12 protein-coding genes are annotated in these 12141 nt (G+C 45.2%); 9 read left to right on the forward strand and 3 right to left on the reverse strand.

The window, feature by feature from the left end; all coding sequences use genetic code 11:
* Positions 1–101: 101 nt before the first annotated feature.
* From nrdR to SE27_RS02925, 5 genes are all read left to right on the forward strand, one after another.
* Positions 102–560 (forward strand): transcriptional regulator NrdR, encoded by a 459-nt coding sequence (gene nrdR / locus SE27_RS02905; RefSeq protein WP_039620701.1) that lies wholly within the window; start codon positions 102–104, stop codon positions 558–560.
* 20 nt (positions 561–580) lie between these two features.
* Positions 581–1684 carry a bifunctional diaminohydroxyphosphoribosylaminopyrimidine deaminase/5-amino-6-(5-phosphoribosylamino)uracil reductase RibD gene (gene ribD / locus SE27_RS02910; RefSeq protein WP_039620704.1) on the forward strand — a complete coding sequence of 368 codons (1104 nt, stop codon included), beginning with the start codon at positions 581–583 and terminating at the stop codon, positions 1682–1684.
* Entirely contained in the window at positions 1681–2973 is a 1293-nt protein-coding gene (locus SE27_RS02915) for a DNA adenine methylase (RefSeq protein ID WP_039620706.1), read from the forward strand. The genes ribD and SE27_RS02915 overlap by 4 nt, the downstream gene beginning before the upstream one ends.
* Positions 2974–2999: 26 nt before the next feature.
* The gene (locus tag SE27_RS02920) at positions 3000–3659 is read left to right on the forward strand and encodes a riboflavin synthase (protein ID WP_039620708.1); all 660 of its coding nucleotides are present in this window, start codon (positions 3000–3002) and stop codon (positions 3657–3659) included.
* A 108-nt stretch (positions 3660–3767) separates the two neighbouring features.
* Complete coding sequence (locus tag SE27_RS02925; protein WP_039620710.1) at positions 3768–4325, forward strand: VTT domain-containing protein; 558 nt, start codon at positions 3768–3770, stop codon at positions 4323–4325.
* 26 nt (positions 4326–4351) lie between these two features.
* Here the strand turns inward: SE27_RS02925 and blhA are convergent, their stop codons facing one another.
* From blhA to SE27_RS02940, 3 genes are read right to left on the reverse strand one after another with little or no spacing between them, the layout of a single operon-like run.
* Entirely contained in the window at positions 4352–4999 is a 648-nt protein-coding gene (gene blhA / locus SE27_RS02930) for a cell division protein BlhA (protein ID WP_039620712.1), read from the reverse strand.
* A gap of 28 nt (positions 5000–5027) precedes the next feature.
* A complete protein-coding gene (locus SE27_RS02935; protein WP_039620714.1) occupies positions 5028–5435 on the reverse strand; it encodes a DNA polymerase III subunit chi in 408 nt (135 codons plus the stop codon).
* Entirely contained in the window at positions 5428–6876 is a 1449-nt protein-coding gene (locus SE27_RS02940) for a leucyl aminopeptidase (protein WP_039620716.1), read from the reverse strand. The genes SE27_RS02935 and SE27_RS02940 overlap by 8 nt, the downstream gene beginning before the upstream one ends.
* 159 nt (positions 6877–7035) lie before the next feature.
* Between SE27_RS02940 and lptF the strand changes: the two genes are divergently transcribed.
* The 4 genes from lptF to SE27_RS02960 all read left to right on the forward strand — a co-directional run bounded on the left by lptF (position 7036) and on the right by SE27_RS02960 (position 12141).
* Positions 7036–8136 carry an LPS export ABC transporter permease LptF gene (lptF, locus tag SE27_RS02945; RefSeq protein ID WP_039620718.1) on the forward strand — a complete coding sequence of 367 codons (1101 nt, stop codon included), beginning with the start codon at positions 7036–7038 and terminating at the stop codon, positions 8134–8136.
* A 1-nt stretch (position 8137) separates the two neighbouring features.
* Positions 8138–9208 (forward strand): LPS export ABC transporter permease LptG, encoded by a 1071-nt coding sequence (gene lptG / locus SE27_RS02950; protein ID WP_039620720.1) that lies wholly within the window; start codon positions 8138–8140, stop codon positions 9206–9208.
* A 182-nt stretch (positions 9209–9390) separates the two neighbouring features.
* Positions 9391–10938 (forward strand): 2,3-bisphosphoglycerate-independent phosphoglycerate mutase, encoded by a 1548-nt coding sequence (gene gpmI / locus SE27_RS02955; protein ID WP_039620722.1) that lies wholly within the window; start codon positions 9391–9393, stop codon positions 10936–10938.
* 27 nt (positions 10939–10965) lie between these two features.
* Positions 10966–12141, forward strand: coding sequence for a S41 family peptidase (locus tag SE27_RS02960; RefSeq protein ID WP_039620724.1), 1176 nt, complete (start codon positions 10966–10968; stop codon positions 12139–12141).

A 12141-nucleotide genomic window follows, 5' to 3' on the forward strand; every position in this document is an offset into this window, starting at 1 on the left:
CCTTCTGGGCTGTTTTTTTACTATATGTTGCGTAAAACTCTACAAAGGATAGAATTTTTGCTACACTTTAAATCCGATTGGATTTGTTCAATTAAACCGCTATGCATTGCCCATTCTGCAACACCGCAGACAGTAAAGTCATTGATTCGCGTTTGGCCGCTGAAGGTTGTCAGATTCGTCGACGCCGTGAATGTATCAGCTGCGCGGAACGTTTTACCACCTTTGAAACCTATGAAGTGGTGATGCCACGGGTCATTAAATCTGATGGGAAAAGCGAGCCTTTTGACGAAGCGAAAATGCGCCGTTCCTTGATGCACGCTTTGCAAAAACGCCCCGTCACCCAAGAACAAATAGAAACCGTACTCAGTGATATTCAATTGCAAATTCGTCGCTTAGGCGAGCGTGATGTAAAATCGCGCACCATTGGTGAAATTGTGATGCAATCTTTATTTGCTTTGGATCATGTGGCTTATGTGCGTTTTGCTTCGGTCTATCAAGATTTTCAAGATGTAGAGGCTTTTCGGCGTCAAATTGAACAAATGCAGCAGCGTGAACATTAATCAATAAATAGAGTCTGAACATGTCTAAGTTAAGCCAAGCCGCCATGCCGCAGGATCAGCTGTGGATGCAACGTGCCATTGCGTTAGCGCGACTTGGCCAATACAGCACCAAGCCCAATCCAAATGTGGGCTGCGTGATTGTGAAAGAGCAGCAATTGCTAGGTGAAGGCTTTCATCCACAAGCAGGGCAGCCGCATGCCGAAGTCTTTGCTTTACGTCAAGCGGGTGAACATGCGCGCGGTGCGACTGCATACGTCACCTTAGAGCCGTGTGCGCATTATGGCCGTACGCCGCCATGTGCCAAAGGTCTGGTTGAAGCCGGTATCGCCAAAGTGGTGGTGGCCTGTTTAGATCCCAATCCTTTGGTGGCTGGTAAAGGTCTACAGATTTTACAAGATGCCGGTATTGAGGTCATCGTGGGCGTGGCTCAGGCGGAAGCAGAACAACTCAATTTAGGCTTTTTAAAAGCCATGGCCACGGGCATGCCGTATGTCCGGCTAAAAGTGGCATCAAGTTTAGATGGCCGAACCGCAATGGCCTCGGGTGAATCAAAGTGGATTACCGGCACTGAGGCACGCCAAGATGTGCAGCACTGGCGCGCTATTTCTGCGGTGGTCATAACAGGTATCGACACGGTACTGGCAGATGATTGTCAGCTGAATGTGCGGCAGTTGACTGGTGTTGAGCAGATCAGCAGTATTGTTCAACCCAAACGCCTGATACTCGATCGACAAGGGCGCCTGCCTTTAACCGCCAAAATATTGCAACAGCCAGACACGGTCATGGTGATGGGGCCTTTTCGGCAATCATTGGCCGACTTAGGTGTACAACAATTCGCAGTACAATCCTTAACAGATTTATTACAGCGCTTAGTGACCGAGCATCAAATATATGATGTCTTGGTTGAAGCAGGCGCAACACTATCCACGGCTTTTTTACAAGCGCAGTTGGTCGATGAAATGATCAGTTATGTGGCACCGACTTTGTTAGGTCAAACAGCACGTGCAATGTTGAATACGGAATTTAGCCGTATGGCAGAGCAACTTCGATTTAAGCTCATGGACGTCACCCAATTGGGCAATGATGTGCGCTTAAGGTTAATTCCTTTGCAAGAGACAATATGAATTTAGAGTCTTCGGTTTATCATAAACGTCGTCATTCAGCACGTACCACAGATGAATATCTTTTTAGCCAGTTGGTGCCTTATTTAGGCAATAAACGCCGGTTACTGCATTTAATTTTAGAAGCGCTAGAGAGTACGGGAACCTTAGTACAAAAAGACGGCCGCGCGCCCATTTTTGCTGATTTTTTTGCCGGCTCCGGCGTGGTCTCACGTTTGGCGCGGCAAAATGGCTATCGGGTGATTGCCAATGATTGGGAACCGTATAGCCATGCGCTCAATAGTGCCATTTTATGCTGCACTGAAGCACCGGCTTTTAAAGAGTTGGGAGGCTATCAAAAGGCTCTGGATCAGTTAAACCGCTTGCCGGAAGTGAATGGCTGGGTCACGCATAATCTGTGCCCGCGCAATGATGAAATTTATGATCCAAGCCGCGATCGTTTGTTCTTTAAACGCCGCAATGGCATGCGTATAGATGCCATGCGTCAGCAAATTGCCGCTTGGCAGGCGCAAGGTGCGATCAATGATGTCGAGATGAGTGCATTGCTGGCACCGCTGCTGTATTCGGCCAGTTTTGTCAGCAATACCAGTGGGGTATTTAAAAGCTTTCACCATGGTTGGGGCGGTAAAACCCAAACGGCTTTAGAACGGATTGAATCTTTACTGTGGCTTACGCCGAGTCGTTTTTGTCCGGTGGGCGAGGTCAATAAGCCGGCGGCTGAGATGTGGTGCGTCGATGCGCAACATTTGGCCAATCAAATGAGTAGTTTTGAAGTGGATGTGGCGTATTTAGATCCGCCTTATAATCAACACGCTTATAGCAGTAATTATCACGTGTTAAATGCGCTGACGCTGTGGGATCAAAATGATTTACCCACACCAGATACCAAAGGGTATAAAAGTGGTATTGATCGCGCATGGCGTAAAGAACGTCCGAGTCAGTACAATTCCTCTAAATACGCCAAAGAAGCGTATGAGAAATTAGTGGCGACCATTAAGGCGCGTTATATTCTGACCAGTTATTCAACCGATGGTAATATTGAAGCGGCTGATTTGCTGCAAGCCAATTTAAAACGTGGCCGTGTCACTTTGTTAACCCAAGATGTACCGCGTTACCGCGTCAGTAAGCAGCGTCAGTCGGAACGTGCGCGCGTACTGGAATTTATTGTGATTACCGATACGCATGCCAAATCGGGTCCACCATTGCGCCAGCTTTTAGGTCAGTTGTATCATTTTGCAGAACTGGGCGGCGTGGACACGACCGGCGTCAGCACCCAATTGGCATTGTGGTAAAATCTAGCCCAAATGAGAGAAAGAATATGTTTACAGGCATTATTGAAAGTTTAGGCAAAGTTGAAAGTGTACAAAGTGTCGGCGGTGATGTGCGTTTACGCATTGGCACCACGCTGGATATGTCAGATGTACATTTGGGCGACTCGATTGCCACCAATGGTATTTGTCTAACCGTAGTTGAGTGGGGTGAAAACTGGTACGCCGCCGATGTATCGCGTGAAAGTTTAAACCGCACCACATTGGGCAGTTGGAAAGTCGGACAACGCGTTAATGTGGAAAAAGCCATGTTGCCCACCACACGTTTTGGGGGTCATATTGTCAGTGGTCATGTCGATGCGGTCGGTGAAATTACGGTGGTGCGTGAAGATGCGCGTTCTATTTATTATGAAGTTACTGCGCCTGCGGCCATTGCCAAATATTTAGCCGAAAAAGGTTCCGTCACAGTGGACGGTATTAGCCTGACCATCAATCATTTACGTGGCAGTGTGATGAGTCTAAATTTAATTCCGCATACGGCTGAACGCACCAATATTGGCACGTGGAAAACCGGCGCTCAGGTTAACTTAGAGGTTGATGTGTTGGCGCGTTATATTGAACGTTTAATGCTGGGCGATAAAGCAGCACACAGCGAGCCACAATCAAAAATGAGCATGGCCTTTTTGGCAGAAAATGGCTTTTCGAAATAAAAAATGCTTTAAAAACAGTCTGGTTGATAAATTAGACTGTTTTTTTTGTTTTTATCAATCATTTTTAGTAAGTTATGCACAGACTAACGCTGAACTGGGTCGCCACACATGCTGGATTTTTTAATACATATTGAACAATGGTTGCCCACTTTAATTGAGCATTATGGTCTGTGGATCTATGCCATTTTATTTTTAATTATTCTGATTGAAACCGGTTCTGTGTTTATGTTTTTCTTGCCGGGGGACAGTCTATTACTGGCCATTGGTGCGTTGTGTACCACCACCGATGTGATGCATTTAATCTATATTGGCCCACTGCTGTGTATCGCTGCCATCTTGGGTTATATCATTAATTACTATACCGGCCGGCTTCTGGGATTTAAGTTCTTTCATGCGCATTCACGTTTTCTGAAGCCAGAATATATTGCCAAAACGGATCGTTATTTTACCCAACATGGCGGTAAAACCATTTTAATTGCGCGTTTTGTACCATTTGTGCGGTCTTTTGCGCCGTTTGCCGCAGGTGCAGGGCAGATGAATATCTTCAGTTTTATGCTGTATAACATTCTTGGCAGCGTGGTATGGATTAGCTTATTGCTGGCGATGGGCTATGGTTTGGGCAATATATTGGGCGTGGCTGTCGATTTGTTGCCGCCTACAACTTAACCATCCTAGCTGCGGACTGCTTTAAATCATGAAGAGGCTGATGATTGACTCGGCGGTTGATCAGAGAAATTTGAATGACTTAATACATAGTCAATTTCCTCTTTACTGGCTTGATGTAAGCGCGCACGAAATACCGTCACAGCTTGTTCAATCAGTGTTTCGGCTTCAAGTTCTAAACGTAACCGTACACTGTCTAACTCCGATAACATTTCAGTATCAGTCATCGAAATCAGCCCTTTGCTAAAATTAAGCGCTGAAGTTTCAGGATTTTGATGATAGCGCGCAGTATAGGTTTGCGTCTCATGCTGTAAATTTTGACGAATCAAATTTAAGCTCTGACTTTGTTGTGCGAATTGTCGTGCTTCATCTAACAGCAATGCTTGTGCATAATTGGCTTGTGCCGCACGTTTTTTGGCCAAAGAATTTTCGAGCGCCTGTTGCCGGCGCAGCCGCGCAGCTTCAATTAATTGCGCTTTACGCTCAGCATAGGCCTGTTCAATTTTTTCATCGGAGTGTTGCTGCGCCTGTGCATCCTTTTCTAACCATTTTTGAATATTGGTTTCCGGTTTGAGTACTGCGCAGATACGCTGAAGGTCATCGAGAAATGCCTGACGAACAGCATCCGGTACATCTAACCAGCGCTGTTTAAAATCTGGACCGACATTTAACGCCACCGCGTATCTCCTTAATTCAATTGATCAGCTAAAGTTTAAAAGTTCGTGCTTCAATACCCAAGCGGCGATATTGTTTGAATTTCTCACGACCTTGTTGTTTTGCCAATTCATTATTTTCAATGATTTCTATAATGTGACTAAATTTATCAATCTGTTCAAGCGCTTGATTGTTAAAATTAAACACAATCCAATCCGATTCTGCCGGTAGCCGAGCTGAAATACAAATCGTGGCTGAGTCCTGCTCAATACCATGTGCGATAAAACTGCTGGCATCAAAGGTCCACAATGCTTCATCAAGCTGCTGTTGCAGATTTGAATCTGGACAATATAACCAAATACGTTGCGTGCCTTTTAAAATTTTACGGCACAAACGACAAGTGCTGTGCACTTGCCGTTCATCACTTTTTTCAAACAGATAAAAGCTGACCTTAGCCATTGGACTGCGCACGATTGGCTAAAAATTGTAGCAAGAGTGGCACTGGACGACCGGTTGCGCCTTTGGCTGCACCTGAATTCCACGCTGTACCGGCAATATCTAAATGCGCCCAGCGATATTCACGGGTGAAGCGTTGCAAGAAACAAGCCGCCGTGACAGCACCGGCTTTCGGACCACCAATATTGGCAATATCTGCAAACGGAGAGTCCAATTGTTCTTGATAATCTTCAATCACGGGCATGCGCCACACACGGTCAAAACTGCTTTGGCCGGCGACTTGAATTTCGTTGGCCAATGCATCATCTGGGGTAAATAAGCCGGTTAAGACCGAACCCAAGGCCACCACACAGGCACCAGTTAAGGTGGCAATATCAATTACCAACTCAGGTTTGAAACGTGCAATATAGGTTAAGGTGTCGCAAAGTACCAAACGACCTTCGGCATCAGTATTGAGAATTTCTACCGTTTGACCACTCATACTGGTGACAATATCGCCCGGACGTGTGGCACGAGCTGAAGGCATATTTTCTGCTGCGGCAATTGCACCCACCACATGAATCGGTAATTTAGCCTCACACAGCGCGCGCATGGTGCCTAAAACTGAGGCTGCACCGCACATGTCGTATTTCATCTCATCCATGCCTGCGCCTGGTTTAAGCGAAATGCCGCCCGTATCAAAAGTTACGCCTTTACCGACCAAGACTACCGGTGCTTGTTCAGTGTTCATTTTATATTCTAATGTAATCACACGTCCTGGACGGTCAGAGCCTTTACTCACGGCCAAAAAGGCATGCATGCCCAATTCTTCCATTTGTGACTCATTGATGACTGTCACTTTCAACAGCTCAGGATATTCAGCGGCCAAGGCGTGTGCTTGTTCCGCCAAATATTCTGGAAAACACACATTAGCGGGACGGTTGGCCAAATCACGTGCCCAGTTTTGTCCAGATTGCACAGCATGAATCAGCGTCAGTTGTTGTGAGTTTAAGGTGCTGTTGTTGGAAATGAGTTCAATTTCTTGCAATAAAATGGCATCTTTTTTGGATTTATATTCATCAAAGGCGTAACCGGCTTGCGTCAGCGCCAAAGCGAATAAATAGTGCTGTTCTGTAGGTAGCGCGCTGATATCAATACTGATGTGTTGGAATTTTTTTTGTGCAGCTTTTAAAATCGTTTGTGCAATTTTGGCCAATTTAGCCGGTTGTAACTCACAGGCTTTGTCTAGTCCGACCAGCATGCTGTTGTCACACGCAGGGACTTTGGCAATTAAGGGTAAACATTCTGCTAGGCTGGCTTTAAATTGTGTAGCATTTATTAATTGATTTAAGTTATTGATTTCGTAAGTAGAAGATGCCTTTTGCAGGTGTTCAGAATCAACCAATATCAACAAAAATGGACTAGACGCCTTGGCTTGGAATGACGTATTAATTGTGAGTTTCATATTCTGTATTCATACCTTTGAAAGTTTGCAAACCATTAAACCATTGAAACATTTCTATGAATAGCGTTTCAATGCACAACAACAGTATAGGTTTTATATTTTCAACATTCGGGTAAACTAACACAGGTTTTTATTGGCCTCTTTTTGGGAAGAATTAATTTGATTATTCGACGGTATCTGGTCAAGCAAGTGGCATCTACCTCGGTGGTGGTGATTGCTTTGTTGACCTTAATTATGATGGGTGGTCGACTGATCAAATACTTTGGCGTGGCCGCACAAGGACGTTTAGATGTTGGCATCTTGTTTAGTATTGTGGGCTATCGCTTACCGGAATTTTTAACCTTAATTCTTCCTTTGGGCTTTTTTATTGGCTTGATGTTGGTGTTTGGTCGTCTATATGTCGATCATGAAATGGCGGTTTTAAATGGCAGTGGCCTTAGCCGTAACCAAGTGGGACGTTTACTGATTCCGCTGACGGTGGTTTTTTTAGCCGTACAAATGGCCTTAATGATTTGGATGTCGCCTTGGGGATTACGTCAGTTTGAGGCCTTAACCACCAATCAAGCCGTGAGAACGGGTTTTGACTTGGTGCGGCCTAAAGAGTTTATCTCCTCTGGGCCTTACACTATTTATGCCGGTGATTTATCTGAAGATCGTCGTAATTTAAAAGATGTATTTTTCTACCAACGTGCCACCGGACCCGACAAACCCGACATTATGATTTTGGCCAAAGAAGCCACACGAGTAGAAGCGGCCAATGAAACCGCCAGTATTGTCGATTTATCCGAAGGCCGCCGTTATGAGATTTTCCCCGGCAAACCCAAATATAGCCAAGCTGAATTTCAGTCTTATCGCTTGCGTTTAGAAAGTGACCAAGAAGCCAAATTTGAAAGTACTGAAGTAGAAGCTTTGCCGATTGGCAAACTGTGGCAAAACCGAGGCGATGCCGTGGTGGACAGTGAATTGGGTTGGCGCATTTTTGTGCCTTTTTCGGTGCTGGTGGCTTTGGCTTTGGCCATTGCCTTGTCTGAAGTTAGTCCGCGGCAAGGACGTTATTTAAAACTGTTTCCGGCTTTATTGATTTTTGCCAGCTTAATTGTGGCGTTAATGGCCATTAAAACCCGCGTCAGTAAAGATGAAATGGGCATCGTGGCCTATCCGTTGATCTTACTGTTCTATGGTGTAGCTGCTGCCTTGTTCTCGCGTAAGCAAAAGCTGGCCCCTAAAATTAAGAAACGTATTCAACAGGCGAGGTCTTAAAATGTTAGCACGTCGAATTATTGCCAAACATGTGACCAGTACCACCACTTACGCCATGTTGGGTGCAACCGTTATTTTATCGGCATTACAGGTTTTATTTACCTATTTGGGTGAATTGAGTGCGCTAAATGAAAGCTACACCGCATGGCGTGCCCTGTTGTATGTGCTGTGGAGTGCGCCAACGTATATATATCAAGTATTGCCAATTGCCGCCTTAATTGGCGCGGTGCTGGGTTTGGGCAGTTTAGCGTCTAACAGTGAATTAATTGTCATGCGTTCAGCCGGCATTAGTCTATGGCGTATTGTTGGTTGGGTGATTCGCTCAGCATTAATTTTGGTGCTGTTGTCTTTTGCGCTGAGTGAATGGGTAATCCCGTATAGCACTGAGCAGGCCAAAAGCGTTAAAGATCATCGCAGTGTCAATGCCTTAGGTGAAGTGAATGGATACTGGACACGTGAAGGGCAGCGTTTTATCTATATTGATTATGCCAACGCCAAAGGGCAGCTTAAACACGTGCAAGTGGTTGACTTTGATGACAGCTATCACCTAAAAGGCGTATTGAATGCGCAGCAAGGGCAGTTTGTAAAAGATGGCGCTTGGAAGCTCAATGGCACTTCACAGATGGATATTTTAGCGCAAGGCAATTCAACCCTAGTGCAAGCAGATCAGTTGCCGTTGTCACTAGCATTACAGCCTAAATATGTCCATATGGTGACGATTGATCCTGAAGATCTATCACCCAGTCAGCTGGTCAGTTTTATGAGCTATATGCATGAGTATAGCCAAGTGCCAAAAACCTATCGCTTGGCATTTTGGCAAAAAGTGGCTTCACCTTTTGCGCTGATTGCTTTGGTTTTAATTGCCTGTTCATTTATTTTTGGCCCCTTACGTCAACAATCAATGGGATTTCGTTTGGTGATTGCCTTATTTATTGGTTTAGGCTTCTTCTATCTGCAAGACTTTTTGGGTTATGCCAGTTTGGTTTACGCGCCATCACCGGCGTGGTTTGTGTTTATTCCGATTGTGCTGATGACGTTACTGGGTGCTTATTTACTGCGCCGTGCGCGCTAAGCGTCGTGAACAATAGAGCAATTGCGGTTTTGATCGATTCAACAGTAGGCTTGAATCGAGTCACTGCTCTAACACGTGTAATAAAAATACATGAATAACAGTGCAGCTGTGCTGTAGATAGCGTCTTGACCGGCAGTTCGGTCAGATATACTGATGACATTGTAAATAAAAGAGTGCTGATTATGACGGATGCAACGGCGGGTAAAACGCCTCACGTTTTGGTGATTATGGATGGCATCGGCCATCGCGAAGCAGTTGAGGATAATGCCTATCTGGCCGCCAAACGACCCAATTTAACCGCTATGCAAGCCAAGCATCCGCATAGTTTGATTTCAGGTTCAGGTGAAGATGTGGGTCTGCCAGATGGTCAAATGGGCAACTCTGAAGTGGGTCACATGAATTTGGGTGCAGGACGCGTCTTGTATCAAGATTTCACCCGTATCAGTAAAGACATTCGCACTGGTGCTTTTGTAGAACATGCAGTATTGATTGATGCGGTTGACAAGGCCAAAGCCAAGCAAGGCGCGGTGCATATTTTGGGGCTATTGTCCGCAGGCGGTGTACATGCGCATGAAGACCATATTGTAGCCATGTGCGAATTGGCATTAAAGCGCGGTGCAACAGTCTATCTGCATGCATTCTTGGATGGCCGTGATACGCCGCCCAAAAGTGCACAACCTTCGTTAGAAAAATTAGATGCAGTGTTTGCGCAATATCCGAATCAAGGCCGTATTGCCACGTTAATTGGGCGCTACTTTGCCATGGATCGTGACAATCGTTGGGATCGTGTTGAACAAGCTTATCGTTTATTAACTGAAAGTCATGCAACACGTGTGGCCAGTACTGCGGTTGAGGGGTTGGCACAGGCCTATGCAGCCGGTGAAAGTGATGAATTTGTTAAAGCCACCCGTATTGGCGCGCCAGCTCAAATTCAAGATGGCGACAGTGTTATTTTTATGAATTTCCGTGCCGATCGTGCGCGTGAAATTACCAAAGCCTTTGTCGAAAAAGATTTTGCCGGTTTTGAGCGCAAAGTCGTGCCGAATTTGGCTGAATTTGTGATGTTAACGCGTTATCAGGCCAGCATTGATGCGGCAGTGGCTTATATGCCGCAAGAGTTAAAGAATTCATTGGGAGAGTATTTATCCAGTTTAGGCAAAACCCAACTGCGCATTGCAGAAACTGAAAAATATGCTCATGTGACCTTCTTCTTTAGTGGCGGCCGAGAAGATGAATATCCGGGTGAAAAACGTATCTTGATACCTTCACCGAATGTCGCGACCTATGATCTTCAGCCAGAAATGAGTGCTTTTGAAGTGACCGATGAATTGGTGGCAGCCATTAACTCACGTCAATATGATTTATTGGTGGTGAATTTTGCCAATGGCGATATGGTGGGCCATACCGGTATCTTTGATGCAGCGGTTAAAGCGGTTGAGGCCGTTGACAGCTGTTTGGGCCGTGTCTATGAAGCGGTGATGGCGCAAAAAGGCCACATGCTGATTACTGCCGACCATGGTAATGTCGAGCAAATGCAAGATTATCATAGTGGTCAAGTGCACACGCAGCACACCACAGAGGCGGTACCGTTTATTTATGTCGGTCCAACCGCAGCCACCATTGCGGACGGCGGTGTTTTGGCCGATGTGGCGCCAACTTTACTCACGTTGATGCATATTGCTGTACCTGAAGAAATGAAAGGTCGTAATTTAATTCACTTAGACGCATAACATTGATTGGATAGACAAGGTGAAAGAATGACTCTACAACGTTGCAAGATGGCAGTGCTTACTGCCGCACTAGGGATGTGTATGAGTCATTCAGCCCTCGCTGCATCCAAAGCTGCAGCAGTGTTGGATTTTGATGATGCGATTGAAGAAAACTATGCCGAAGTACCGGTCGAGTCGATTCAGCAATTTGTGCAAATTTATAGCATTGTTAAAGAAAACTATGTCGATGAAAAAAATGATGAAGCGCTGTTTCAACAGGCCATTACCGGTTTGGTTGGCGGATTAGATCGTTATTCACGTTTTTTAAGTGCCGAAGATTATAAGCAATTATTACAATATACCGAAGGTGATCTGGCATCGGTCGATTTTGATTTGGTCTACGATGCGCAGCAGCATCAGTGGCTGATTCAAGGCTTAAAGAGCAAGGCCGATTCTACCAAGCAAGGGCTACGTAACGCTGTAAGTGTGTTTAAAATTGATGATCAAGAATTAAAAAAACTCAACCATGAACAGGTCAGAAGTCTACTCAATGGTTCGGTGGGTTCGACCTTAAATATGCAGTTAACCCCAAGCAGTCGTCCGATTGTCTTGGTGCGCAACAAAAAAATAGAAACCGATATTCAAGCCAGTGTCTTGCACAATCAGGTTTTACTGATCCAAGTGAAAGTTTTTCAGCAAGATACCGCCAATGAAATTAAACGCTTGATTGAGGAGTATTCATCTAATCGTTTAAAAGCGGTGTTGATTGATTTAAGAAACAATCCCGGTGGATTGTTATCCGCGGCAGTCGAATCAGCCGATCTGTTTTTAAATCAAGGTGTGATTGTCTCGACCAAAAGTCGCTCTGAGGGCGATCAACAATTCCAAGCTTTACCCAGTCTTGAGTTTCAAAACTTAAAAGTGGGTATTTTAATCAATAATCGCTCGGCCTCCGCAGCAGAAGTCTTTACCGCAGCGTTAAAAGATCATGACCGTGCTTGGGTGGTGGGGGAGAAAAGTTACGGCAAAGGCGTGGTGCAAAAACTATTTCCACTGTCGAATGGGGCTGCGTTACAAATGACGGTTTCGCATTATTACACCCCGAAACAACAAATGATTGAAGGCATTGGAATTCAGCCCAATCAACAATATGCCCTGCAAGCCGACATGAAAGAAGACAGCTATTTAGAGCATGTGGCAGAGATTATTTTGAACCATAAATAA

It is taken from the genome of Acinetobacter harbinensis, assembly GCF_000816495.1.
GTDB classification, from domain to species: domain Bacteria; phylum Pseudomonadota; class Gammaproteobacteria; order Pseudomonadales; family Moraxellaceae; genus Acinetobacter; species Acinetobacter harbinensis.